The following is a 26106-nucleotide window of genomic DNA, read 5'->3' as shown; positions in this document are numbered from 1 at the left end:
TATAGGCCGGGTGCGTACAAAGCGTATCCGGTTTCTATAGTAAATTCTGATCTGGTTAAATCAGACAGACGCTCTAACCTTATATAATTTAAGCATAATCTCACCGATCTTCGGTTCACTCTGATCAGATTGTGCTGTACTTCATAAAGTCGGGGAATATCCATGTCGCAGAGAATGACGGGTTTTCTGCTGGTTGCTCCAGCGCTTGCCATCGTGCTGTTTCTGTTCATCGTGCCGCTGTTTGGCTCGATAACCGGGGCGTTTCATGTTGGTGAAGACTGGGGCTTCGGCAATTTTACAAAAGCATTCGAGCTTTATTCAAGCGATATGCTGTTCACCATTGTGATTGTCACCCTCTCCTCTGCACTGATCGCCCTTTTCGCAATCGCTATCGGCGGCTATCTGACGCTTGGCTCCAATCAGCGTGCCGTTACCGTTCTGCGCTGGCTCTATCGCTGGCCGCTGTTTATTCCTTTCATCGTCGTTGGCCAGATATTGCGCACATTTCTCGCCAAAAATGGGCTGATGAACAGCCTGCTGATTGAAAGCGGCGTTCTGACACCGCTTCAAGCCATGAGCTTTCTCGACTGGCGCGGCATCGTCATTGCATTTGTCTGGAAACAGACACCGTTTGTTACATTGCTGCTGGCTGGCGCAATGGCATCGATTGATCGCAGCACGATTGAATCAGCGCGTAATCTCGGCGCCGGACGCCTGCGCATTCTGATTGAAATCGTGCTCCCACAGGTCCGCCCGACGTTGCTTGTGGGTCTGATCCTAAGCTTTGTTACCATGATGTCGGTGCTCTCCGTGCCGCTCATGATCAATGCGCAATCTCCAACAATGATCACCGCCAATATGGCTTTCCGTATCAATGCTTATGGCGATTACGGCGTTGCCAATGCACTCGGCACTATCTCGCTCCTGATGACCAGTCTGGTTGCATGGATTTATCTCAGACAGACCATGAAGGAGCACGGCTGATGAACACCACATTTGACTGGCGCTGGATACCGCGCGGCATCGTGCTTGGTTTGCTGGCTTTCGCTATCTTCGGGCCGCTCGCCAATCTGCTTCTTTGGGCAGTAGCCGAACGCTGGTACTTCCCGCATACGCTGCCAATCCAGTATGGTTTTTCCTTTTGGGCAAACGTCTTTTCGGCGCGGGGCAATGCGCTTTCTTCGCTCGGAACCAGTGTGGTTATCGCAAGTCTGACAGTAGTTGTCTCACTTGGCCTCGCAATTCCAGCGGGCTATGCGCTTGCACGACTGAAGCTGCCATTTCGCGGACTGGTTCTATTGATCTTGCTGATCCCGCAGGCATTTCCGAACTTGCCTATCTATGTAAACATCGCGCAGATGTTTTATACGCTACGGCTCAATGGCACGATTACGGGCGTAGTGTTGGTGCATGTGACCCACGGTCTCGTTTATGCGGTATGGATCGCGACCGCTGCCTTCTCTGCGATTGACCGCGAGTTGGAAGAAGCAGCGCGTTCCATGGGTGCATCTGCCATGAAGACGTTTTTCCACATCACCATGCCCATTGCCGCACCCGGTCTTCTGGCTAGTGCAATCTTTGTGTTCCTTGAATCACTTGATGAATTCACCGGGACATATTTTGTGGGTGCTCCCGACATTACAACCTTACCGCTCATGCTTTATACAGCGAGTTCTGGTGGCAATTACCAGATTGCATCGATCAGCGCATTGATCCTGCTGGTGCCGTCAATTGCCTTCATGTTCGTGGTTGAACGTTTCCTGAGAGCAGATGTGCTTTCCAAAGTGGGTCGATAGCAATGGCTGATAATGATCACGTTCAGGATGAGTTTTCAGAACATCTGCCGCGTTTCATCAGCGCCCACGAAGTTGCATTAGAAGCTGGCGTATCTCGCTCTGCCGTGTCTCGAACCTTTACGCCCGGTGCCAGTGTGTCACCTTCCACGCGTGAAAAGGTGCTGAAGGCAGCCGAAAAGCTCGGCTATCAGGTCAACGATCTTGCGCGTGGCCTGCTTGCCAAGCGTAGCCGTATTGTCGGCATGATTGCTGCTGATCCGGCGAGCCCCTTCCGCTCACGTCAGATTGCAGCACTTTCGCGCAGGCTGACGGCACGTGGTAGTGTGCCCGTACTGATTCCCACGGGACAGCACGGCGAAAATCTTTCGGCCGCACATCAAACACTTCTCCGCTATCGTGCAGAAGCCACAGTTGTCCTTTCCGGTATGCCATCATCATCGTTTGTTGAACTGGCACAACGCAACGGACATACATTGATCGTCGTTGGACGTAACGAGGACGGTCCCGATCATATCCGGATCAACAACCGGCAAGCTGCAGAAACCGCAGTGGACGTGTTTGCTGCGCGTGGCATGAAGCGGCTGGGGCTGGTCACCTCCAATGTCCGTAGTCCCAATCTACTGGAACGCGAAGAGGCTTACATCGCACGCGCCAATAGTCTTGGTCTCGATGTCAGCGTTCAGCGTGGCGAATTGACAGATTATGATGGTGGTTTTGCCGCTGCATCGCTGCTTTTAAGCGAGCGTGACCGTGTTGAAGCTGTGTTCTGCGTCAACGATCTCATGGCATTCGGGTTGATCGACTGCGCGCGTGATGTCTTCAATCTCTCCATACCGAACGACCTTTCAGTAATCGGCTTCGACAATGTCACTGAAGCCCGGTGGGGAGCCTATAGGCTCACGACGTTCGACCAGAATGCCGAACGCCTCTCAGCTGAGATTATTCGTCTGCTTGATGAACGGCAGAGTGCACCCAATACACCGCCACAAATGGTGATGATTGATACACCGCTGATCCTGCGCGGCAGTGTGCGGCCGCTTAAAACTGATAATACTGTCAACGGAAGCAAATCCTGAATGTCTAATCATTCCATATGGCTGCGCCCCGCACATGACGATCTTAAGTTTTTTGAAGAAATTGTCCGGGATTTAAGCCAGCGCTTCAATTCGCCTGTGTTCGAACCGCATGCAACGCTCGTCCCTGACATGAACTGTTCAGCAGAGGAACTACTGCCACAGGTGATCAGCCTTGCGATTGGGCGCAAGCCGCTGGAGCTTGCAATTGATAATGTTATCGGCAGCGAAGCCTATTTCCGCTCGTTCTATGCAGCGCTTGAAAAAGCACCGGCACTCATGCGGATTAAGCAGGACTCTCTTGAAATATCGAGTGAAGCCAGCTTGCAGAGCTTCTTACCGCACGTCTCGCTTGCCTATGGTGTGGAAGAAACGACCCTTAAACAAGCTGAAATATTGCGTCTTGCCAAAGAACTTTCTGGGCGAAAGCTGCGGTTTGACCGGCTGGTGATTGTGAGTTCATCCAGCGATACGCCGATTGACGAATGGCATGTCAAACACGAGATTTATCTAAAGGGTTGAGCCAGCCACATCACAAATGCGGCTGGCCAAGTAATGTATCAAAGCGGACGGGGGTAGTTACGGTAGACTTTTTCAATGTCTGCCAGAATTTCGTCCGAAAGTTTCACTTCACTCGCAGCGATATCGATTTTGAGCTGTTCCACTGTTGTCGCGCCAATGATAACTGAAGTCATGAAGGGGCGCGTCAGCGAGAAAGCGATTGCCATCTGCGCAATATCAAGACCATGCTTTTTTGCGACATCAATATAAGCGCGAATGGCCGGCTCTGAATGGGAATTATCGCGCCACAGCCCACCATCAGTAACGGAAGCACGCGAGCCTTCCGGGATTTTTCCGCCGAGATATTTTCCGGTCAGAACGCCAGCAGCAAGTGTTGAATAGGCGAGCAAACCAACGTCTTCAAACAGCGAGACTTCTGCCAGATCGAAATCAAACTGGCGCTGGAGCAGACCATATTCATTCTGGATTGATGCCACACGCGGCAGCTTGTGCTCTTCAGCAATTTTCAGCCATTGCATCGTGCCCCAGGCTGTTTCGTTGGAAAGGCCGACATGTCGGATTTTTCCTGCGCGAACTGCATCTTCAAGGCCGAGAAGGACGTCGTGAATTTGTTCGGATTCCGCCTTCGGATCGACCCTGGATGGATCAAAACTCCAGCTTTGGCCGAAATGGTAATGTGGGCGCGAGGGCCAGTGAATCTGATAAAGATCGATATAATCGGTCTGGAGGCGCTTCAGACTGTCGTTGACTGCCTCAGCAACGCTTGCGCGACTTGGCTTTGTACCGCCGCGAATCCATTCCTGGCGTCCGCCACCAGCAATCTTGCTGGCCAGGATAACACGATCACGCTTGCCGGACTTTTTGAACCAGTTGCCGATATAGGCTTCAGTTTTGCCGTAGCTTTCCAGGCTCATCGGAATGGCATAGCCTTCGGCAGTGTCGATGAAGTTGACGCCAGCATCGACGGCGACATCCAGCTGCTGATGGGCATCGTTTTCAGTGTTCTGCACGCCCCATGTCATGGTGCCAAGGCAGATTTCAGTTACATTAAGGCCCGTACGGCCCAAAGTTTTCATTTTCAAGAGATTTTTCCGGATCAGTTTGGCCGCAGAACGCGGATTGGACGGGGTTAAATTGATACCCCTGCTTCATCGCTGCTGACAAGGCCGTTCCGTGAAATTTGAAATCACTTATAGAAAACGTTTTGCTGAATAAGGTGCCGGATCTGTAAAAGTCTTCTCATCCGTCATCATTTCAGCAAGCAACCGGCCACTGGCTGGTCCAAGCGTCAAACCATGATGGGCATGACCGAAGTCAAACCACAGACCTTTGTGGCGCGGTGCCGGCCCGATCACTGGGCGCATATCTGGCAGACATGGACGCAAGCCGAGCCATGGCGTCGTTTCCACAGCATTACCGAGTTGCGGCAGAAGACGGCGAGCTACTTTTTCTGCTCGCTTGAGCTGAATGAAGTTGGCAGGCGCATCTGGCGAAGCAAATTCGATACCTGTTGAAAGGCGTACGCCCTGCACCATCGGCGCAAGCACGTAACCTGCTTCTTCATCGACTACAGTATGTCCAAGTCGCGCGCCGTCCTGCATTTCAAAATGCATATGATGACCACGCTTGATGCCAAGCGGGATTGCATAACCGAATTTCTGGACAATCAATCCTGATTGCGGACCGAGAGCCACTACAACCTCGCGTGCCGAGATTTGGCCATGTTCTGTTGTGACCTGCCAACCATTTTCGCTCTCAACGAGCGAGGCAGCATCGCCATGCACAAAAGTTCCACTGTTTTGGCAGAATAGATCGGCATAAGCTTGTACAAGGCCGCCGGGATTGACGATAGTCTTCGGGTCAAGCCAATGAATGCCACCTGAAACAGCACCAAGCGTCGCCTCTTTCTGCTTCAGGGCATTGGAATCGAGCACGTCATAGGCGAGATTATAAGCCTGCAACTGCGGTAGACGCTCCACGGCTGCATTGAACGCAGTTTCGTTACGGAAGACCTCGATCCAGCCCTGCGAACGAACAAGTTTTTCGCAACCGGCCTGTGCGATCAGCACATCATGTTCCCGCACACTCGCTTCAATGAGTGGCAGCATTGCGTTTGTTGCAATTTTCAACCGTTCGGGTGAAGATTCACGCCAGTACTGGAACAGCCAGCGTGCGATTTGCGACACGTAGAATGGGTCATAGCGCACGTCGGACCGACGGTTGAGGCCATAGCGCAGCAATGCACCAAAACCTTGTGGGAATGAATAAGGAATAACGCTTGAGCGTTCGATAAGACCGGCATTGCCAAAGCTTGTGCCCTGCCCCGGTTCATTTCTGTCTAGCAGTGCGACTGAACGGCCACGTGCCTGTAGATGTAGCGCTGCGGAAACCCCGACGATACCTGCGCCCAGAACGATGACATCTTGTTGCTGCATGGTATTTCCGCCAATCCCATCACACGAAAGAACGCGCTGACGATGTGTCAGCGCGTTCCTGCATACATCAAAGAGTGAAACCTTTTACAAGTAACTTATCTCAGATCAATAAATATCGAAGTCGAAATATTTCTTCACCACAGTTGCGTAGGTGCCGTCTTCACGGATTTTCTTGATGGCTGCATTGAATTGCTCGCGCAGATCATTGTCGCCCTTGCGAACGGCAATAGCTGTGTCTGTCTGCGTTCCCGGCACATCACCAATCAATTTGCAGCATTCACCACCATCGCCCTTGATCCAATCGGAAATTGGAAACTTGTCCGAAATGACGGCATCAAGACGGCCACTTTTCAGATCGGCATTGGCTTCGTCTGCAGTCGGGTAAAGCTTCACATCAGCACCGGCCTTGCCATAAACGTCTTCGGCATAGGTTGCTTGCGTCGTGGATCCCTGCGCACCGATTGACTTACCCTTGAATGCTGCAGCATCGAGCGCAGTGATCGGGCTGTCTTTAGGAACAGCAACCGACAACGGTGTCGAGTAGTATTTGTCGGTAAAAGAGACTTGCTTCTGGCGTTCCTCGGTCACGCTCATCGAGGCGATGACGGCATCGAACTTGTTAGCCTGCAGCCCCGGGATCATGCCATCCCAGTCATTGGCAACGATTTCACATTTGGCTTCCATGGCCGCGCAAAGGGCCTTGGCGATATCGACATCAAGTCCCTGCAACGAGCCATCGGCAGCAACGAAATTGAACGGAGGATATGCGCCTTCCGTGGCAATCTTGATTTCTTTCCATTCTTTGGCCTGCGCTGGAAGTGCAGCAAGAATGGAGGCGACGCCTGCGAACAGGATGGATTTCAACATTGTATTCCCCTTGACCGTTGTTATGGTTCTGTTGTGCAGGTTTCCCGCCCGCATATTTATTCGTCGAATGAAGCACCGGACGCCTCATGTTTCAAGTGAGACATTTGGAGGCGTCCGGTTATTTTCTATCAGTAGATGTCGAAATCGAAATACTTCTTGCGGATCGTCTCGTAAGTGCCGTCCTCACGGATTTTTTTAATCGCCGCGTTGAACTGCTCACGCAGGTCATCGTCACCCTTGCGCAAAGCTACAGCAATCTTGGTTTCTGAACCCGGAATGTCGCCCAGGAACTTGCAGCAGTTAGCGCCTTGTTTCTTCAACCAATCAGCTGCAAGGAACTTGTCAGCCGCGATTGCATCAAGACGTCCGCTTTCGAGATCAGCATTGGCTTCGTCCGCCGTTGGATAAAGCTTCACGTCCGCGCCAGCTTTGCCGTAAACATCATCGGCATAATTGCCCTGCGTGGTGCCAGCCTGCGCACCGACTGTTTTACCGTCAAATGCCGAGGGCTCAAGTGATGTGATCTCGGTATCTTTGGGAACAACGACCGCCAGCGGTGTGGTGTAGTAGCGCTCGGAAAATGCGACCTGCTGTTCTCGCTCTGGCGTAATTGCCATGGATGCGATCACGGCATCAAACTTGTTTGCCTGAAGGCCAGGAATCATGCCGTCCCAGTCATTGGAGACGATTTCGCATTTGGCTTCCATCGCTGCACAAACAGCATTGGCGATATCGATATCGAAACCAGCCAGCTTGCCATCTGGGGTCATGTAGTTGAAGGGCGGATATGCGCCTTCGCTGGCGATACGGATTTCTTTCCATTCCTTTGCCTGCACAGGCATGGCAAGAACGACAGTGGCCAGACCGGCCAGCAAAATTGTTTTAAACATCGCTTCCCTATTCTACTTGTTCGTCACGGGCTTTTTAAAGTCTCAGTTCGGATTGCCCGCAAAGCCGAACTAATTCAATCGCAACTTTAGGCATACTTAAACGCAAAATGACCCGCTGCGCGTTTAGCGCAACGGGTCTGGTATGGCCTTAACGGTGCTTTCAGGCAACAAGACGTGTCGAATGATCGTCTTGCGCATAAGCTTTGCCGAAGCGGTTTGCGAGGAATGCATCGAGCGTGATGTCTTCCTGACGAACAAAACCCTTCTGTGCGATTTCGCCCTTTGCCAGCATATCGAGCACAGCGCAGATGGCCGAAGCAGTCGTGATCTGGATGCCCGAACGGACGATCTTGCCAACCTGATTGGCATAAACTTTGTTCGCGTAGGTTTCCTGAACCAGACGGCCGTTCTTGGTGCCGGAAACGGTCACGAAGATTACGATAACGTCCTGCAGTGTGCTTGGCAGAGCATTTTCAAAGATGTCCTTGAGCACTTCACGGCGATGACGAAGACCGAGATCGTTGAGCAGCGCCTTCATAAGTGCAACGTGGCCTGGATAACGGATTGTGCGGTAGTTCAGCGTGCGAACCTTGCCTTCAAGCGTATCACAGAGCGTGCCGAGGCCGCCCGACGTGTTGAAAGCTTCATAGGTTACGCCGTCGAGCGAGAATTCTTCGCGTTCTTCGAGTGCTGGAACCTTGGTCAGTTTGCCATTCACGATGGCTTCACATGGTTCGATATACTCGTTGATCAGACCGTCAGTGCTCCAGGTCAGGTTGTAGTTCAGAGCATTAGACGGGAATTCTGGGAGAGCGCCAACGCGCATGCGCACGTTTTCGAGCGTGTCGAAGCGCTTTGCAAGATCATAAGCAACGATCGAAATGAAGCCTGGAGCCAAGCCACACTGTGGAATGAATGCAGTCTTTGCATCTTCCGCCAGTTCCATGACGCGCTTGGTGCTGGCAACATCTTCGGTGAGGTCGAGGTAATGAACGCCGGTCTTGGCAGCAGCTTCTGCGATCAGCGTGGTCAGCTGGAATGGAGCTGCACTCAATACCGCAAACTTGCCTGTGAGAACAGCTTCAAGTGCCTTGGCATCTGCAATGTCGAGAGCCTGTGTCTTGACTTCTGCACCTGTATCCAGCGCATCGAGCTGGGCCTGCGAACGGTCAATAACCGTCACAGCATAGTCACCAGTCGAAGCCAGAAGATCGGCAATGGTCGCGCCGATTTTGCCCGCGCCTACAACAACGATCTCTTTCATGTCTTTTCCCCTTTAATAAGGCAAGTTGGGTAATGCAATTTCGATAGATAAAGAATCTCATAAATTTCGGCGAAAAGAAGCATTTAAACTGACGATTCAACGTTGTTTGTTTGTGCAAATTGACGTATCTAATATGCATTATGACGACAAATGCAGACCTTACCCTTATCGCCCTGTTACGAGAAAATGCACGCGCCTCCACGGCCGACCTTGCAAGACGGCTCGGTGTGTCGCGCACGACCGTGCAAAGCAGGTTGGAAAAGCTGGAAAAGCGGGGAGTCATCGAGGGCTATACCGTTCGAATCGCACCAGAATTTGAACGTGATCTGGTTCGTGCGCATGTGCTGGTGACGGCTTTGCCGAAATTTGCGCCAAAGGTTGAAACAGCATTACGCAGCATCATGGCGGTGCGTACATTGCATTCTGTCAGTGGCCATTTTGATATGATCGTCGTGGTTGAAGCGCCGTCCATTCAGGAACTCGATATCGTACTCGATAAAATCGGTGCGCTCGAAGGCGTTGAGCGCACCATGTCTTCGATCATTCTTTCGACAAGAATTGATCGGTAATCAGTCCTTTGAACTGCCTTCCCAGCCAGCATAAAAAACACCGTGCTGCGCTTCCATAAAATGCGCGACGGTGTCGATTTCTTCCGGCTCGATCGAGGTGCTGACAAGCGTTGCGAGTATTTCAACAGTCTCGGCGTTGCGATCCGTGAGCTCGACATCGCTGACCGGATACTTTGCCTCTTCGAGCTTTTCGACGAGCAATTCACGCATTTCCTCCATAACTGAATGCGAGGCAATCACGCGGACCTCATAAGTCTGTTCGAGTGCCTGTTCGCTGATGGGAATGCGATTGATGAGATTAACCAGTGGTCGTAGCAATGTATTGCCGAGCAAGACATAGACGGTTAGCAATGCCGCTTCCGCCAACATATCCGTACCTGCACAAGCACCGACCGCAGCCGAGCACCAGAGGGTTGCAGCCGTATTGAGGCCGCGAACATTCATGCCCTCTTTCATGATGACGCCAGCGCCAAGAAAACCAACCCCGGAAACCACATAGGCGATCACACGCAGCGATTCTGCACTGCCGGCTAGACGTGCAGCCAGATCAACGAAAGCGGCAGCGCCCAATGCTACGAGCGCATTGGTTCGCAGGCCTGCTGTTCGCTGACGGTACTGACGTTCAGCGCCGATCATGGTGCCAAAGATGAAGGCGGCGGTGAAACTCACCGCCGTATCGAGAAATGGGTAAAGATCAAAAGTGTTCAAAAACTGCATGGTATAAAATCCGATTTTTACCAGCGAGTTAGCAGTTCAACTTGAACCCTTTATGACAGTCGCATCGGTCCGATTAGTTCCCAACGAATTCAAACTTGTCGACATCGACAAGTCCGCGATCAGTGATCTTCAAATGAGGAATGACGGGTAGCGCCACAAAGGCCAGCTGCAGGAAAGGCTCTTCCAATACCGAACCGAGTTCTTCAGCCGCATGACGCAATTTGCGAAGCTGTTCCCGTACGGTTTCATAAGGTTCGATACTCATCAGTCCGGCAATTGGCAGCGGCATTTCGGCCAATATTTTACCATCACGAACTACGACAAAACCGCCCTCGATCTCGCCAAGACGGTTGGCGGCGGTAGCTATATCTTCGTCCGAAACGCCGACGACACAGATATTATGACTGTCATGGCTGACTGTTGAGGCTATTGCGCCCGCTTTCAAGCCAAATCCATGCACGAAGCCGGTGGCGATATTGCCATTCTTGCCATGCCGTTCAACGACTGCGATTTTGACGACGTCGCGTTCAAGGTCTGGCTCGACGCCATGCGGCCCCACTTTCAAATCGAACTCGAGGCTTTCGGTGATGATCTTGCCCGGAATGATGCCGATGGCGCGTGTTCTGCCGCTATTGGATTGCGATCTGAAACTGGATGCGCTGACTTTCGACGCTTTAACGCTGTTGCGACCAACTTCGGCTACCAACCGGCGACTTGAGAACAGCTCTTCCGAAACCACCCTGCCCGCCGAAAGCACGATTTCAGCATGACAGCCCTCAAGACTGTCGATGATGGCAAGATCGGCGCGTTGTCCTGGTGCGACCAGCCCGCGATCAAACAGGCCAAAAGCGCGCGCCGCCGAAACACTCGCCGCACGATAAATAGCGAGCGGCTCCACACCACCGGCGATTGCCGTGCGGATGAGATAATCAAGATGCCCCTGATCGGCAATGTCGAGCGGGTTGCGATCATCCGTACAAAGAGCGAGGAACTGTGAATGGCGTTCTGTGATGATTGGCATTAACGCATGAAGATCTTTTGAAACTGAGCCTTCGCGTACAAGTACGTGCATACCTTTGCGCAGCTTTTCAAGCGCTTCCTCAGCACTTGTCGCTTCGTGTTCAGTGCGAATGCCGGCAGCAATATAGCCATTCAGATCGAGGCCTCGCAAAAGCGGCGCATGACCATCGATATGGCGGCCCTGAAATGCTTTGAGCTTCGCAATGCATTCAGGATCTTTGGACAGAACGCCCGGAAAATTCATGAACTCGGCCAGTCCGATCACCTTGGGATGATCGGCAAAAGGCAACAGATCATCGATCAGAAGTTCGGCACCAGAGGTTTCCATATGGGTGGCAGGCACACAGCTTGAGAGCTGCACGCGAATATCCATGATGGTTTCGAGCGAACTATCGAGGAAATATTGCAAGCCTTCGATGCCGAGAACATTGGCAATCTCATGTGGATCACAAATCACCGTAGTTACGCCTTGCGGCAATACACAGCGATCAAACTCGTGCGGGGTCACATTGGATGATTCAATATGCAGATGCGTATCGATAAAGCCAGGCACAACGATGCGTCCGGAAATGTCGATCTCATGCTTGCCCTGATAGGTGCCAAAGGTGCCCACGATGCGATCGCCACAAATCGCAATATCACTTGAAACGAGTTCACCTGTAATCAGATCGAAAAAGCGGCCGCCTTTCAGCACGATATCGGCGGGTTCACGACCAGCACCTTGATCGATCATCTGTTCAAGCATTGGCTCACTCCATTCAAATCATTTTCGGAATCAATTTCCCGAAAATAACACAATGAAGCGCGTTCAACGCTGATATTCAATCATGCGGCTGCGACTAAGAACCAGTTCAAGACGATCTCTATTGAGCATATGGATACAGATACGCTTGCTCCATGGCCCGTCACGTAACGTGAACAGAGCACGCCCATTACCCAGATCTTCCAATGGCATGACCTGTCGTGTCGGGCCAATTCCCATAATGATATGGCCATTGTCGATGGTAAAGGAGGCACCATAAAGCGAAGCGCTCCAGTGACCGTCAAACTCCTTGCCTGCAGGTCGTGCCGTCACAGATTTCAGTTCGCGTGCTACATGACCAATTTCGCCTTGCAACACATCACCGGTCCAACACAACTTAATGGGTGATGATGGAGATAGCGATGAAAACCAGCCTTTGCCAATGTCGTAAAGGCGATCTTCAGCGCCAAGGTAATTGGCGACGCCTTTCCGCATCTCAATCCAGTATGGCCCTGTCTCAGATACATATAATCCATCCGGGATTGCGCAATTTGTATCGGGGAGTTCCGATCCATTGAGCGCTGCCATGCAGTCGCGCGCGATTTTGTAAGTATCAGTGTCTTCGCGATTGCTCACAACGATTATGCCGGTTTTCTCAGCGGGATCGAGCAGGAAATAGCTTTTGTAACCCGGATGCGATCCGCCATGACCAATGAAAGGCTTGCCGCCAATTTCATTCCAGCGCAAACCAAGACCATAGCGCGTTGGTCGACCATCATTGAGAAAGCGCTCTGCTGAAAGCATCGAAAGCAGTCCGCTAAATGGCCCCTTGTCCTCAAATAGCGCCTGTGCCCATTTTGTAAGGGCCATGCCACTGCCAGCCAGACTGCCTGAAGCAGAGAGTTGAAGCCCGGCGGCACTTTCCTGCCATTTTTGTTCAGATTTCCAGTAACCCGGTGCCAGACCCTTTACCGGATCGGCCCAGGCATCCGGAACTTCAATGAAGGTATCGAGCGGATCACTGATTTCTGATTTTACGAAGTCTTTGAAAAACAGACCTTTGCGTTCAAGCGCCGCTTCAACAAGCCTATAGCCCGTATTGGAATAGGAAACTTCGCTACCGGCACCAAAGTTCAGCCGGTTCATTGTTGAAAGAAACTCGAGAAGGCTTTCCGCATCGGTATGTGTATAAACAGACAGCCCCAGCAGCGTCAGGCATTCGCGCGCATCCGGCAAGCCTGATGTCATATCAAGGGCACGCCCGACAGAAACATCAGTCAGCGGGCTTTGCAATTCCGGTAGGTGATCACCAAGCCGGTCGTTAAGGCTGATCACATCAGCATGACGCAGCACCATGGCACAGAAGATATGTTTGGTTATGGATGCGTAGCGGACAACTGTGTTTGCTGTGAAAGGCACACCAGTCGCAAGGCTTTCCAGACCGCCGGCATAAGCAAACTTCACGCCTTGCGGATCAAAGCCGATAATGACGCCGCCGGGCTCATTCTTACCCCATGTTCTGGAATGGAGCTTTGCAGATAACGAGGCTGCATTCCAATCAGCGTGCCAATCAGCGTGAATGGGCATAAAAACTCCGTCATGCGGTTTTCGGAACAGTAACCTGCTCCATATATGCAATTACTCTCATGTATGCCTGCACGGATTGTCTATATGATGAGTACGACGAGCGGCAATCCCTTCAGGTTGGGAGCCACATAATTGGGATTCTCGTAGTCACGCAAGCCCCTGAGATTACTGAATTATACAGGATGTGCTCAATGATTGCCGGAAGGTTGCTCCAATTGCGCGGAGCATGTGTCGAATGCGGGGGCAATTTGTGAGGTGGCTAAAGGGTTAATGCCTGTTGTTGTTTGACTAAAGTGATCGCTTGGCAAGCTATCCACATCTTCTCCCCAATATTATCGATTCTTTTTCGCTTTTTTTCCTTTCAAGCATTAACATTTTCGGATTTATTCTATTATTGGGAATAGGAATTTGGTTCATAGCTAAATCGCAGTCATATAAGTGTAATAACTATAATGCAGTTTCCGGCATCCTGAGCGGAGAGTTCCACTCCTGATGTTAACGCAAACGCATTTCCGAGGAGGAAATATGCTTACCCGTCTGATCACGACTTCGGCGCTGACTGGCGCCCTTGCCCTTTCCATTGGTTCTCAGGCTTTCGCGCAGACGGAGCTTAGCTGGTGGCACGGTATGACCGGCGCGAACAACGAAATGGTCAATGAACTTTCCAAAGAGTTCAATGAAAGCCAGAGCGAATTCAAGATTGTTCCGGTCTATAAGGGCAGCTATCCAGAAACGTTGAATGCAGGCATTGCCGCGTTCCGTTCGAAGCAGCCGCCAGCAATCATTCAGGTTTTCGATGCCGGTAGCGGCGTCATGATGGCAGCTGAGGGCGCAATGGTCCCAGCCGCTGAAGTGCTCGAAAAGGGTGGCTTCAAATTCGATAAGTCGCAGTATCTGCCGGGTATCGTTGCTTATTATTCGAAGCCAGACGGCACCATGCTGTCCTTCCCGTATAATTCATCATCGCCGATCCTGTATTACAACAAGGACACCTTCAAGAAGGCTGGCCTTGATGAAAATACACCGCCAAAGACCTGGCCTGAAGTTTTTGCAGCAGCCAAAAAGATCAAAGCAAGTGGTGCTTCGCCTTGCGGTTTCACTTCGACATGGCTGACATGGATTCAGACCGAAAACTTTGCTGCCTGGAACAATGTTGCCTATGGCACCAACGAAAATGGTCTTGCCGGTACCAACGTTGAACTCAAGATCAACGAGCCGCTTTTCGTTGAACATTTCCAGGCAATTGCTGATCTCGCCAAGGATGGAACTTTCCGTTATGGCGGACGTGTTTCTGAAGCTAAGCAGCTCTTCACCTCGGGTGAATGCGCGATGCTGACGGAATCTTCGGGTGGTCTCGGCGATGTCATCAAGTCGGGCATGAACTACGGCATTGGTCAGCTTCCTTACTATGAAGGCCATGGCCCACAGAACACCATTCCGGGCGGCGCCAGCCTCTGGGTCTTTGCGGGCCTCAGCGATGACCAGTACAAGGGCATTGCTCAGTTCTTCAACTTCCTCTCGCAGACCAAAATTCAGCAGAAGCTGCATGAAAAGTCCGGCTATCTGCCTGTGACGATGGCTGCTTATGAAGCAACGAAGAACTCGGATTTCTATGAAAAGAATCCGGGCCGCGAAACACCGATCCTTCAGATGATGGGCAAGGCGCCAACGGAAAATTCCAAGGGTGTGCGTCTCATCAATCTCCCGCAGGTTCGCGATATCCTCAATGAGGAATTCGAAGCGATGCTCGGTGGTAAGCAGGATGCAAAAACTGCGCTTGATAACGCTGTAAAACGCGCAAACGAAGCGATTGCAGCAGCACAATAATCTGATGAATTAGAGCGTGCCGCCTGCCCTTGAAAGGGTGTGGCGGCATTGCTATCCGCAAGGAAACTTCCCGTGCAGAATGTCACGTTTCCAAACAAGATTTTACCCTACTTTCTGCTGGCCCCGCAGATCATTTTGACGGCGATCTTCTTCTTCTGGCCAGCAAGTCAGGCAATTTATCAGTCCTTCATGCGTGAAGACGCATTCGGATTGAAGTCCACATTCGTTGGGTTAGCCAATTTCACCACGGTGCTGGCTGATCCCAATTATCTGCATTCCTTCAAGGTAACGATTGTCTTCAATCTTCTGACCGCATTTGTAGCTATGGGCGCAGCATTGTTGCTTGCAACGGCTGCAGACCGTGTCATTCGCGGTAAGACCTTCTATCGTACTTTGCTGATCTGGCCCTATGCAGTGGCACCGGCAGTCGCGGGCATGCTATGGCTTTTCATGTTCAATCCTGCAATGGGCACGCTTGCTTATATCCTGCGTAACAACGGCATTGCATGGGATCCACTGCTGAATGGCAATCAGGCGATGGCCATGATCGTGGGGGCGGCAGCATGGAAACAGATTTCCTACAATTTCCTGTTCTTTGTTGCAGGTCTTCAGGCAATTCCAAAATCGCTTATCGAAGCAGCAGCTATTGATGGCGCACGCGGCGCGCGACGGTTCTGGTCGATTGTTTTCCCGCTATTGGCGCCAACGACGTTCTTCCTGTTGGTGGTCAACACGGTTTACGCGTTCTTCGACACATTCGGCATCATTCATGCCGTCACTGGTGGTGGCCCAGCCAAAGCTACTGAAACCCTGGTCTACAAGGTTTATAACGACGGCTTCGTCAATCTTAACCTCGGCTCCTCATCGGCGCAGTCGGTTATTCTGATGATTATCGTAATCGCCCTGACCGCATTTCAGTTCCGCTTCATTGAGAAGCGCGTGCATTATTCGTGAGTGAGGCGACTATGATTGAAAAACGCCCAGTCTCAAATCTGTTAGGCCATCTGATCCTGATCATCGGGATCATCGTGGTAGCCTTTCCGATCTATTACACCTTTGTCGCTTCGACACTGACTTCAGGCGATATTATTCGCCCGCCAATCCAGCTTGTGCCGGGCGGGCACATGATGGAGAACTATGGCGACGCCATTTTCGGTGGTGTTGAGCGTGTCGTTGGCGTCAGCCTTGAGCGGCTTCTGTGGAATTCGTTCGTGGTGGCTATGCTGATCGCGGTCGGCAAGATCATCATCTCTTTCATGTCGGCATTTGCGATTGTATTCTTTCGCTTTCCGTTCCGCATGTTCTTCTTCTGGATGATCTTTGTCACTCTGATGCTGCCCGTCGAAGTACGTATTCTGCCTACTTATAAGGTCATCGTAGACCTTGGCATGATCGACACTTACGCCGGCCTGACATTACCACTCATGGCATCGGCGACAGCAACCTTCCTCTTCCGGCAGTTCTTCCTCACCATTCCGGGTGAACTGGTGGAGGCTGCACGCATTGACAATGCAGGACCGTTTCGCTTCATGCGCGACATTCTGCTGCCACTGTCGAAGACGAACATCGCTGCCCTCTTCGTCATTCTCTTCATTTATGGCTGGACCCAGTATCTGTGGCCGCTGCTCGTCACCAATGACGCGAAAATGAACACCATCATCATCGGCCTGCGCCGTATGGTGGATTTCGCCGATGCTTCCACACCGTGGAATTACGTCATGGTTACGGCCATTCTGGCTATCATACCGCCGATCCTTGTGGTGGTACTGATGCAGCGCTGGTTCGTCAAAGGTCTCGTTGAAACGGAAAAATAATGAGCAAGATCATTCTTGATAATGTCCGCAAGAGCTATGGCGGCGGTATTGAAGTCATCAAAGGCGTTTCGCTGGAGATTGAAGACGGTGAGTTCGTCGTCCTCGTTGGTCCTTCGGGTTGTGGAAAGTCAACGCTTCTGCGCATGATTGCCGGACTGGAAGGCATCAGTTCCGGCACGATCACCATTGGTGATCGCGTCGTCAATGATGTAGAGCCAGCTGAACGTGATATTGCGATGGTGTTTCAGAACTACGCGCTTTATCCGCATATGTCTGTGCGCGACAACCTCGCTTATGGCCTTAAAAACCGAAAAACACCGAAGGACGAAATCGAGCGTCGTATCGGGAAGGCTGCGAAAGCTCTGGAGATCGAACAGTTCCTCGATCGTAAGCCACGTCAGCTTTCGGGTGGTCAGCGCCAGCGTGTCGCAATGGGCCGTGCAATCGTGCGCGAACCGGCCGCATTCCTTTTCGATGAACCCTTGTCGAACCTTGACGCCAAGCTCCGCGTGCAGATGCGCGTCGAAATCAAGCGCCTTCAGCGTTCGCTCGGCACAACCAGTGTTTATGTGACGCATGACCAGATGGAAGCCATGACCATGGCAGATCGTCTCGTCGTGCTCAACGGCGGCAATATTGAACAGGTTGGCACACCAATCGAACTCTATGAAAAGCCTGCTTCAACTTTTGTCGCGACTTTCATTGGTTCGCCTTCCATGAACCTGCTCGAAAGCGACGAGAAGAATGTCTGGCAGCCTGGCAAAGCTGTTGTGCTGCCTTCCACCCAATATACCTTCGGCGTGCGCCCCGAAGATATTCGCATCATTGAGAATGGCGAACCTGAAGCAGATGGTTTCAATGCAGAAGTTCGTATTGAGGCAATTGAGCTTGTTGGGGCAGAAAGTTATATCCATAGCTCGCTCACAGATGGCAAGCCGCTGATCTTCCGTGTTCAGGGCCGTTCGGCACACTCAGTTGATGAGGTTGTCAAGATAGGTGCCCCGGCCAAAGATATTCATATTTTTGGTGCCGACGGACGTCGCGCAGGCAACTAATTTCATTATCGGGCGTTCAGGATTTTGAGCGCCCGATACATAAGAGTTCACTTGATTTGTTCATTTTCGTTTTCTTTGTTATGCGCTACATCAAATAGAATATTTTTCTCTCCTCGAGGAATGCGCATTCGATGACCCATCAGCAGATACTGTCTTTCGCCGTGATTATTCTCATGATGGGAGCATTTATCTGGGGTAAGTTTCGTTACGATATTGTGGCGCTTTGCTCTCTGCTGCTGGCTGTCGGCGTCGGGGTTGTGCCATTTGATCGGGCTTTTACCGGTTTCAGCGACGATATCGTGATTATCGTTGGCAGCGCACTTATTGTTAGTGCGGGCGTTGCACGTTCCGGTCTGATGCAGGAGGCTGTGCAGCGGTTCCTTCCTGAGATGAACAGTGTGCGTTTGCAACTCGCCGTTCTTGTCGCGATTGTCACGGTATTATCCGCATTCGTGAAAAACGTTGGGGCACTGGCGATAATGATCCCGGTCGCTTTTCAGTTTGCCCGCCGTTCCAATGTTTCCCCATCAACATTCCTGATGCCGATGGCATTCGGTGCGCTTTTGGGTGGCTTGATGACACAGGTTGGCACTTCGCCCAATATCGTGGTTTCGCGCATTCGCGGCGAAATGGTTGGTCAGCCTTTCACCATGTTCGACTTCACGCCGGTTGGCGCTGTACTGGCGGTGGTAGGGCTCATTTATCTTGTCACCTTCTACTGGCTTGTGCCCCAGCGCACCCGCGAAAGCGTATCACTCGATGAAGCAATCAAGATCAAGAATTATGCCTCTGAAGCACGCGTTCTGAAAAACTCATCTATGGTCGGTAAACGCATCACCGATCTGATCAAGCCCGCCGAAGGTGAGGCCATGGTGACAGCAATCATTCGTAAGAAGCAACGGATGACACCTCTCCCCGATACCGTTCTTGTTGAAGGTGACGTGGTTTTGCTCGAAGGCGATCCGAAGGCACTCGACCTCGTCGTTAATTCAGGCAAACTAACTTTAAGCGAAAACCGCAATCCTTCCGACACAAGTGGCTCGACAGATATTGAGGTCGTGGAAGCTGTGATTGGCAAAAACTCCCGCCTCGTCGGACTTACGGCTCAGCGACTTGATCTCTATTCGCGCTATGAGGTCAATTTGCTTGCGGTCAGTCGCCCCGGCGAACGCATCACGGAGCGCCTAAGCGAAGTGATACTTGGTTTTGGCGATGTGATCGTACTGCAAGGAAGACAGGCCGCGCTGTCGGCTTATCTGTCAGAATTTGAACTGTTGCCTCTCGCAAGACGCAAACTTATGCTTGGTAGCGTGAGACGCGGCTTGATCCCCCTGGCAATTCTGATTGCGGCAATTGGAGCAACAGCGCTGAGCATTGTACCCGTGGCCGTTGCCTTCTTTGCGGCGGCAGTAGCCATGCTGCTCTTTAAAGTCATCCCCATTAATGAGGTCTATGACGAAATTGACGGGCCTATCCTTGTGATGCTTGCTGCCCTCATTCCTGTTTCGGATGCATTGCGCACCACAGGCGGCACAGAGCTTATTGCACAATGGTTATCCAGCATCGGCCATCAATTGCCGCCGGCGGGAGCGCTCGCCCTCATTCTGGTCACTGCAATGATGGTGACGCCGTTCCTCAACAATGCCGCAACTGTGCTGGTGATGGCTCCGATTGCAACAAGCTTTGCATCGGGCCTGGGGTTCAGACCTGAAGCGTTTCTAATGGCTGTTGCGATTGGCGCCGGTTGTGATTTTCTCACGCCTATTGGTCATCAGTGCAATACGCTGGTGATGGGACCGGGCGGCTATAGGTTCAGCGATTATCCACGCCTGGGCCTACCGCTTTCAATCATCATCGCGCTCGTAACAATACCGACACTCATGTTCTTCTGGCCGTTAAAGTAGATTATCTGCCTCCACGGTCGACTGGATCCAGTCAAGGCTTTCGGTTACAATTTTCTCAATTGGATCAGCAACATCGGCGTGGAATACAAAAGGCTCCCCGACAGGGCTTTCCAAGGTTGCAAGCTGACTTTCAAGCATTGTCACTGGCATAAAATGGCCGGTGCGGTGGCCCATGTGTTCGTACAACACATCGAAACTTCCATCGAGAAAAACGAATAGTAATCGGCCACCTGATGCATTGCGCAAACGGTCGCGATAGCTCTTTTTCAGTGATGAACAAGAGACAATGATGCCGCTTTCCGCTGCTGTAAGTTGTTCGCCAATTGTATCCAGCCACGGCCAGCGATCCTCATCCTGCAAAGGGATTCCGGAAGCCATCTTATCGACATTGGTCTTTGGATGCAGACTGTCGCCCTCAAGAAAAGGCAGATTAAGCGCTGCGGCCAATTTCTCTCCAACCGTCGACTTTCCGGAGCCGGAAACACCCATTACGATGATGTGCAAGTTCATTTTCCTCAAAATGTTTCGAGATGGAGATTAACGCGGCTTGCCGCACTAACAATGTGGTGCCGCATGACTTCGCGCGCTTTCAAAGGATCACGCAGCGCAATGGCATCTCGGATTGCCATGTGTTCAGCAATGGTGATTTCTACGATCTCTTCAAGCACAGCGCGTGCCCGTGCCGCTCGAATTGCCTGACTTATGCGCTCGGCGATGAAGCCGAGTACGAGCGGAAAATATTCATTATGTGTTGCAGCTGCGAGTACGCGATGAAATGTCAGATCGGCAGAAATCCCCTCGTCCGTCCATTTTTCAGACCCAGTCATCTCAGCCAGAGCGCCATCGATTTTGCGTATGTCCTCAGCCGTATGATGCACAGCGGCCAGGCCTGCTGCTTCAATTTCAAGGGCCATGCGTAATTGGAACAGACTTTGAAAATGATTTCTGTCGGCAAGTGTTTCGGGCTCAATGCGGATAGCATGACGACGATCTGGTTCGGTAACAAAAGCCCCGACGCCCTGCCGGGTTTCGATTAAGCCTTCATTGCGCAACTGTGCAATTGCCTCGCGGATAACAGAACGGCTGACACCAAAGCTCTCCGCGAGATTGTGTTCAGTGGGTAATTTATGCCCAGGTGGAAATCTACCTTCAGTTATCTGGCGCACAATCTCCGAAGCGATGCGGGCGGGCAGCTGCTCGTTGCGTCTGATTTCACCGAACACGGCTTGCTCCTCCCTATATACTCTCTAACACTGATTTGTCGCCAGTTCTGACCCAAGTCAAGCGAAAGCTGGTGTCCCCGGCTCATGATCGCATCTGGATGAATAAGATGCCTAAGCGCTGATTATCGGTTGCGATTCAGGTGCCAAAATCAATCAAATATCCTATTTCATTTCAATTATGTCATTCGCTGCATAAAAGAGTTTTCAACCCTTGCATATCAAGTTATCAGACAACCCAACAATACAATTTTGGAGGAGTTTGATTGTGATGCTTTCAGCTTGGCCCGACACGGCCAGCATTCGATTTAAGCGTCGTGACACCCCTGCGCTGCAAATCCAATCATTCACATTTTGAACTGAACGAACCGGGAGGAATATCCGTGCAAGACAAGCATACTCTGAACTCGTCCACCATCCTGCCAGAAGATAGTGCTTCGGCGGTGCTTATCGGACGGGTGTGGTCTAAGGCTGAAGATGGGCCCTGCCCCGTATTGATCGCGAACGGCCGCGTTCATGATCTTTCCAGTCTCTCTGCAACTGTATCGGGCCTGCTTGAACGCAAAGACTTGGTAGGCGAGCTGAAGGACGTAACTCGTTTTGCCGACCTTGGAGCGCTTGACGACTATCTGTCGGGTGAAAAGGGCGAATTGCTAGCACCGGTCGACCTGCAGTCAATTAAAGCAGCAGGCGTAACCTTTGCCGACAGTATGCTTGAACGCGTCATTGAGGAGCAGGCCAAAGGCGATCCAAGCCGTGCTCGCGAGGTTCGCGACCGGTTGGCACCTGTAATCGGTGACAGCCTGCGCGGCGTTGCTGCTGGTTCAGAAAAGGCAGCACAGGTAAAGGCACTGCTTCAGGAAATGGGCCTTTGGTCACAATATCTGGAAGTGGGTATCGGGCCAGACGCCGAAATTTTCACGAAGTCGCAGCCAATGTCGGCTGTGGGCTGCGGTGCAACTGTCGGCATTCTGCCAATTTCGCAGTGGAACAACCCTGAACCTGAAGTCGTTCTGGCTGTTGCTTCGGATGGTCGTATCGTGGGCGCGACGCTTGGAAACGATGTCAATCTGCGCGATGTGGAAGGACGATCTGCACTGCTGTTGGGCAAAGCCAAAGACAACAATGCATCTTGCGCTATTGGTCCATTCATCCGTCTGTTTGACGGCGACTTCACCATGGACGTTTTGCGCAAGCTCAAGCTTTCGCTGAAAGTAACTGGCACAGATGGCTTTGAAATGACCGGCGAAAGCCCGATGGAAGCAATCAGCCGTGATCCAGAAAATCTCGCCGGACAGATGATGAATCGCAATCATCAATATCCAGATGGCGCTGTTTTGTTCCTCGGAACCATGTTTGCCCCCGTCAAAGACCGTCGCGGTGCTGGCCAGGGCTTTACCCATGAAATTGGTGATCAGGTGGAAATTTCCACGCCAAAGCTTGGGCGTCTGGTCAACTGGGTGGATCGGACCGATAATTGCGCTGAATGGACCTTTGGTATTCGTGCGCTGATCCATAACCTTCAGAAGCGCAATTTGCTCGACAAGGTTTAGAGCGCTGATCTGTATCAATCAGATCGCAACGCGCTCTGAATGAAAAAAAGGCCGCTTATCAGTTCTGATATGCGGCCTTTTGATTCAAATATGTCGTGCTTACCGTATAAATATGACGCGCTTTAGCTCAGTGGTATTGCGTTTCCGTCTTTGGATGACTGGTATGTGCCAGACATTGCATCATATTTGGCGCGAATGGCTTCAAGCCTGTTCTCAAGGCGAGCACGGTCCGGTTCAGGGAGAGACGCAACCATTTTGGGAATTGAATGGCTGTGCCAGAAACTGTTGTCGCGATTATAGCCACCCGGTTCCAGTGTGAAGACCTCCTTGAGGATTTTCAGATCGTGCGGGATTGAAAATGCATCGCGCGAATCTTCATGGCTGAAGAGGTAATAAAAATTATCAAAGCCGCTCCAGGTGATCGCTGACAGACACATTGAGCATGGCTCGTGCGTTGAGAGAAAAACCATGTTCTTCGTATCAGGACGTCCCTGTTCCGGCATTTCATAGAAGCGCTTTAAAGTGTGCACTTCACCGTGCCAGAGTGGATTTTCGGTTTCATTGTTGGTTTCGGCGAGCACCAGAGACAAATCAGACTTGCGCAATAGCGCCGCTCCGAAAACCTTGTTGCCTTCTGCGACGCCCTGCTCCGTCAGAGGAATGATGTCCTGCTCGATGACATCAAAAAGCTTTTCGAGCAATTTCATTTCGTCCGGTGTCATACCCTCTACTCCCAAATAAGGCAGGCTGGTGGATTGACTTTGAGGTTTGAACCTTGACCGACACAAATGCTGTTTCAAACGTCAAACTCGAAAAATCCACTAGATCCATAAACTTGCTAGTGGTCCTTTTGATACCGACATTTGTCCAACGCCTTTAACCGAGGGATGCAAATGTCGGAATCATACCACCAGATAAAGCACAAAGAAAAACGCCGGGGTGTTGCCCCGGCGTTTGTTGTTATTCTGGGAAGAATGCGAAGCGGATCACAAACAGTGCCGCCACGATCCAGGTCGCCAGGTGCACCTCACGAGCCTTGCCGGTTACAGCCTTCAGGACAACATAGGTGATGAAGCCAAAAGCCAGACCGTTTGCAATCGAGTAGGTGAATGGGATTGAAAGCGCAGTAAGAGCTGCTGGTGCTGCTTCCGTGATTTCGTCCCACTTGATTTCGGAAAGCTCGCGCATCATCAAGCAAGCGACGTAAACCAGAGCTGGTGCAGTCGCATAAGCAGGCACAGAGCCCGCCAATGGCGAAATGAAGAGTGCGGCGAGGAACAGCAGCGCAACCACAAGCGCAGTCAAACCTGTGCGGCCGCCAGCCTGAACGCCGGAAGCGCTTTCAACATAAGCGGTCGTGGAAGATGTGCCGAGCAACGAGCCACCAAGAATTGCGGCGCTGTCTGCAAACAAGGCTTTGCCGAGGCGGTTTGGCCTGCCCGGTTCGATCAGGCCACCGCGTTTTGCAACGCCGATCAGTGTGCCGGTCGCATCAAACACTTCAACCAGAACAAAAACCAGAATGACGTGCAGGATGCCAGTGTGCAAAGCGCCCATGATGTCAAGCTGCAAGAAAGTTGGTGCAAGGCTCGGAGGAGCGGAGAACACGCCGCCAAACTGGGTGATACCGAGAGAAATCGATGCAATGGTTACAACAAGGATACCAATCAGGATCGCGCCGCGAATCTTGAGCGCATCAAGAGCTGCAATAATGAAGAAGCCTGCGATTGCAAGAAGGGGACCAGATTCACGCAGGTCACCTAGACCTACGAGGGTCGCAGGATTATCTACGACAACGCCCGCGCTTTTCAGCCCGATCAAGGCCAGGAACATGCCGATACCGGCAGCAATAGCGCTTCGCAAGGAATGCGGAATGCCTTCAACCAGCCAGCGCCGGATACCCGTTACCGTGAGGAACAGGAAGATAATGCCGGAAATGAAGACTGCACCCAGTGCTTGCTGCCATGAAAAGCCCATAGCGCCGACAACCGTGAAGGCGAAGAAGGCATTCAAGCCCATGCCCGGTGCCATACCAATCGGCCAATTGGCGACGAGCGCCATGACGATCGAACCCAATGCTGCCGCAAGACATGTCGCAACGAAGACTGCGTTGCGATCCATGCCCGTTGTGGACAGAATATCAGGATTGACGAAGATAATATAAGACATGGTCAGGAAGGTTGTCACACCAGCGATGACTTCCGTTCTCACCGACGTGCCATGTTCCTGCAATTTGAACAGCTTTTCCAGCATGGTCCCTCCAGGGCAAAAGCTCGCTTTAAAAGGCACCAATGATCAGCCGAGAGCAATTGCTTGCGATCGGCCGGTTAAAATCGGTGCAATCTATTGCGATTGCCGTATTTGTTAGCCGCCGTCGCATTTTGCGAGAGCGGATTTGTTCCCCATACACCCAACGCGATCAAAAACACAGTTCTGCCGCAAGAATGCCTGTTTATTAACGTGATTTAGTTTGGACTGACTTTTGAGCATACGCCAGTCACCTATTCAGGCTTTAATTTTTGAAAGAGCTTCAAAAATGGTAGCTGTCTAAGTTACAGCTATCAAAGCCATCTATCTGATTAAACGAGTTTATTCAGAAGAATAGCGGTCCCATACATGCCAAAGGCGAAAAAGGTATGCGCGACCAGATTGAGGATACGGACATTGCCGGCATTTGGCAAACGCGACGCTGCCCAACCGATTCCCAAACCCGGCTGCAGCAGAAACCAGCCAGCTGACACTGTGAGGATACCGAAGATCCAGGCCGGAAGGAATATGGGATTCGCAAACCATGCAGCACCGCCATAGAGCGCAAAGATGATGCCGTAGAGAACACCAACCGCATAATGGCCGATCCAGCCCAAGGTGACCTCATGCGCATAGGGCTTTGATGCCGCGATATCGTCATGAAAAATCTGGCCGTCTCGTAAATGCCAGAACCAGCGCCCTACAAGGCCCCAGTTTGGACGAGACTGCCCAGGAAACTGTGCGAGAACCAATGCCCAGATATCCATAATGATCGTCGCCCCGAGGCCGATCACAATTCCATTTATGATGAGGTTTAGCATGATCAGGTCCTTGTGCCGTCGGGCAGCCACATAACCGTGTGGCCACCCGACACGCAAGGCATATAATCAGTCTGAGCGAATGCTCGGCAATGAGGCAAGATGTAAATATGCTTCTCATTAACAGTCAAAGTAGCTTTCGGTCATAAAACTCTGGAGCATTTCCAGCAGAAATACGAAGCGATT

At 51.6% G+C, this 26106-nt stretch carries 24 protein-coding genes; 11 read left to right on the top strand and 13 right to left on the bottom strand.

The window, feature by feature from the left end:
- Positions 1-162: 162 nt before the first annotated feature.
- Genes CEV32_RS04005 through CEV32_RS03990 form a run of 4 tightly spaced genes read left to right on the top strand, consistent with a single transcriptional unit; the run spans position 163 to position 3391 of the window.
- Positions 163-984, top strand: a complete 822-nt coding sequence (locus tag CEV32_RS04005) for an ABC transporter permease (RefSeq protein ID WP_094574386.1) — start codon at positions 163-165, stop codon at positions 982-984.
- Positions 984-1796, top strand: a complete 813-nt coding sequence (locus CEV32_RS04000; protein ID WP_094574384.1) for an ABC transporter permease — start codon at positions 984-986, stop codon at positions 1794-1796. Before CEV32_RS04005 ends, CEV32_RS04000 begins: the two co-directional genes overlap by 1 nt.
- 2 nt (positions 1797-1798) lie before the next feature.
- Positions 1799-2872 carry a LacI family DNA-binding transcriptional regulator gene (locus CEV32_RS03995; RefSeq protein WP_094574382.1) on the top strand — a complete coding sequence of 358 codons (1074 nt, stop codon included), beginning with the start codon at positions 1799-1801 and terminating at the stop codon, positions 2870-2872.
- Positions 2873-3391 (top strand): haloacid dehalogenase, encoded by a 519-nt coding sequence (locus CEV32_RS03990; RefSeq protein WP_094574380.1) that lies wholly within the window; start codon positions 2873-2875, stop codon positions 3389-3391.
- A 38-nt stretch (positions 3392-3429) separates the two neighbouring features.
- Here CEV32_RS03990 and CEV32_RS03985 read toward each other — a convergent pair whose 3' ends face one another.
- The 5 genes from CEV32_RS03985 to CEV32_RS03965 all read right to left on the bottom strand — a co-directional run bounded on the left by CEV32_RS03985 (position 3430) and on the right by CEV32_RS03965 (position 8847).
- Complete coding sequence (locus CEV32_RS03985; RefSeq protein ID WP_094574378.1) at positions 3430-4467, bottom strand: aldo/keto reductase; 1038 nt, start codon at positions 4465-4467, stop codon at positions 3430-3432.
- Positions 4468-4581: 114 nt separating this feature from the next.
- A complete protein-coding gene (locus CEV32_RS03980; RefSeq protein WP_094574376.1) occupies positions 4582-5826 on the bottom strand; it encodes an NAD(P)/FAD-dependent oxidoreductase in 1245 nt (414 codons plus the stop codon).
- A 105-nt stretch (positions 5827-5931) separates the two neighbouring features.
- Positions 5932-6693, bottom strand: a complete 762-nt coding sequence (locus CEV32_RS03975) for an ABC transporter substrate-binding protein (RefSeq protein ID WP_094574374.1) — start codon at positions 6691-6693, stop codon at positions 5932-5934.
- Between the two features lie 128 nt (positions 6694-6821).
- Positions 6822-7583: an ABC transporter substrate-binding protein gene (locus CEV32_RS03970; protein ID WP_094574371.1), complete on the bottom strand. Its 762-nt coding sequence runs from the start codon at positions 7581-7583 to the stop codon at positions 6822-6824.
- A 160-nt stretch (positions 7584-7743) separates the two neighbouring features.
- Complete coding sequence (locus CEV32_RS03965) at positions 7744-8847, bottom strand: saccharopine dehydrogenase family protein (protein WP_094574369.1); 1104 nt, start codon at positions 8845-8847, stop codon at positions 7744-7746.
- A 140-nt stretch (positions 8848-8987) separates the two neighbouring features.
- Here CEV32_RS03965 and CEV32_RS03960 point away from each other — a divergent pair, with 140 nt between their 5' ends.
- Positions 8988-9416 carry an Lrp/AsnC family transcriptional regulator gene (locus CEV32_RS03960; protein ID WP_039860826.1) on the top strand — a complete coding sequence of 143 codons (429 nt, stop codon included), beginning with the start codon at positions 8988-8990 and terminating at the stop codon, positions 9414-9416.
- Here CEV32_RS03960 and CEV32_RS03955 read toward each other — a convergent pair whose 3' ends face one another.
- From CEV32_RS03955 to CEV32_RS03945, 3 genes are all read right to left on the bottom strand, one after another.
- Entirely contained in the window at positions 9417-10133 is a 717-nt protein-coding gene (locus tag CEV32_RS03955; RefSeq protein ID WP_094574367.1) for an MgtC/SapB family protein, read from the bottom strand.
- A gap of 73 nt (positions 10134-10206) precedes the next feature.
- Complete coding sequence (gene ade / locus CEV32_RS03950; protein ID WP_094574365.1) at positions 10207-11898, bottom strand: adenine deaminase; 1692 nt, start codon at positions 11896-11898, stop codon at positions 10207-10209.
- Between the two features lie 63 nt (positions 11899-11961).
- Positions 11962-13482: a serine hydrolase domain-containing protein gene (locus CEV32_RS03945; RefSeq protein ID WP_094574363.1), complete on the bottom strand. Its 1521-nt coding sequence runs from the start codon at positions 13480-13482 to the stop codon at positions 11962-11964.
- Between the two features lie 525 nt (positions 13483-14007).
- On the opposite strand from CEV32_RS03945, the gene ugpB reads away from it, so the two are divergent.
- The 5 genes from ugpB (at position 14008) to CEV32_RS03920 (ending at position 20082) form a co-directional block, all read left to right on the top strand.
- Entirely contained in the window at positions 14008-15309 is a 1302-nt protein-coding gene (gene ugpB, locus CEV32_RS03940) for a sn-glycerol-3-phosphate ABC transporter substrate-binding protein UgpB (protein WP_094574361.1), read from the top strand.
- A 72-nt stretch (positions 15310-15381) separates the two neighbouring features.
- Positions 15382-16263, top strand: a complete 882-nt coding sequence (gene ugpA / locus CEV32_RS03935) for a sn-glycerol-3-phosphate ABC transporter permease UgpA (protein WP_094574359.1) — start codon at positions 15382-15384, stop codon at positions 16261-16263.
- A gap of 11 nt (positions 16264-16274) precedes the next feature.
- Positions 16275-17123 (top strand): sn-glycerol-3-phosphate ABC transporter permease UgpE, encoded by an 849-nt coding sequence (gene ugpE, locus CEV32_RS03930; RefSeq protein ID WP_094574358.1) that lies wholly within the window; start codon positions 16275-16277, stop codon positions 17121-17123.
- The gene (locus CEV32_RS03925; RefSeq protein WP_094574357.1) at positions 17123-18178 is read left to right on the top strand and encodes a sn-glycerol-3-phosphate import ATP-binding protein UgpC; all 1056 of its coding nucleotides are present in this window, start codon (positions 17123-17125) and stop codon (positions 18176-18178) included. The genes ugpE and CEV32_RS03925 overlap by 1 nt, the downstream gene beginning before the upstream one ends.
- A gap of 131 nt (positions 18179-18309) precedes the next feature.
- Entirely contained in the window at positions 18310-20082 is a 1773-nt protein-coding gene (locus CEV32_RS03920; protein ID WP_094574354.1) for an SLC13 family permease, read from the top strand.
- On the opposite strand, the gene CEV32_RS03915 is transcribed toward CEV32_RS03920, so the two are convergent.
- Entirely contained in the window at positions 20074-20592 is a 519-nt protein-coding gene (locus CEV32_RS03915) for a gluconokinase (RefSeq protein ID WP_094574352.1), read from the bottom strand. The genes CEV32_RS03920 and CEV32_RS03915 overlap by 9 nt on opposite strands.
- 5 nt (positions 20593-20597) lie before the next feature.
- Positions 20598-21305, bottom strand: a complete 708-nt coding sequence (locus CEV32_RS03910) for a FadR/GntR family transcriptional regulator (protein WP_094574350.1) — start codon at positions 21303-21305, stop codon at positions 20598-20600.
- Between the two features lie 380 nt (positions 21306-21685).
- Here CEV32_RS03910 and CEV32_RS03905 point away from each other — a divergent pair, with 380 nt between their 5' ends.
- On the top strand, positions 21686-22855 hold the full coding sequence (locus CEV32_RS03905) for a fumarylacetoacetate hydrolase family protein (protein WP_094574348.1): 1170 nt from the start codon (positions 21686-21688) through the stop codon (positions 22853-22855).
- 122 nt (positions 22856-22977) lie between these two features.
- Here the strand turns inward: CEV32_RS03905 and CEV32_RS03900 are convergent, their stop codons facing one another.
- From CEV32_RS03900 to CEV32_RS03890, 3 genes are all read right to left on the bottom strand, one after another.
- Positions 22978-23577, bottom strand: a complete 600-nt coding sequence (locus tag CEV32_RS03900) for a deaminase (RefSeq protein WP_094574346.1) — start codon at positions 23575-23577, stop codon at positions 22978-22980.
- A gap of 238 nt (positions 23578-23815) precedes the next feature.
- A complete protein-coding gene (locus CEV32_RS03895) occupies positions 23816-25108 on the bottom strand; it encodes an NCS2 family permease (RefSeq protein WP_094574344.1) in 1293 nt (430 codons plus the stop codon).
- 326 nt (positions 25109-25434) lie between these two features.
- On the bottom strand, positions 25435-25923 hold the full coding sequence (locus tag CEV32_RS03890; RefSeq protein ID WP_094574342.1) for a DUF2938 domain-containing protein: 489 nt from the start codon (positions 25921-25923) through the stop codon (positions 25435-25437).
- Positions 25924-26106 lie beyond the last annotated feature (183 nt).

It is taken from the genome of Brucella rhizosphaerae (genome assembly GCF_002252475.1).
Lineage (GTDB): Bacteria > Pseudomonadota > Alphaproteobacteria > Rhizobiales > Rhizobiaceae > Brucella > Brucella rhizosphaerae.
Note: the sequence above shows the minus strand (reverse complement) of the source record. Positions and strands in the feature narration are given on the sequence as shown.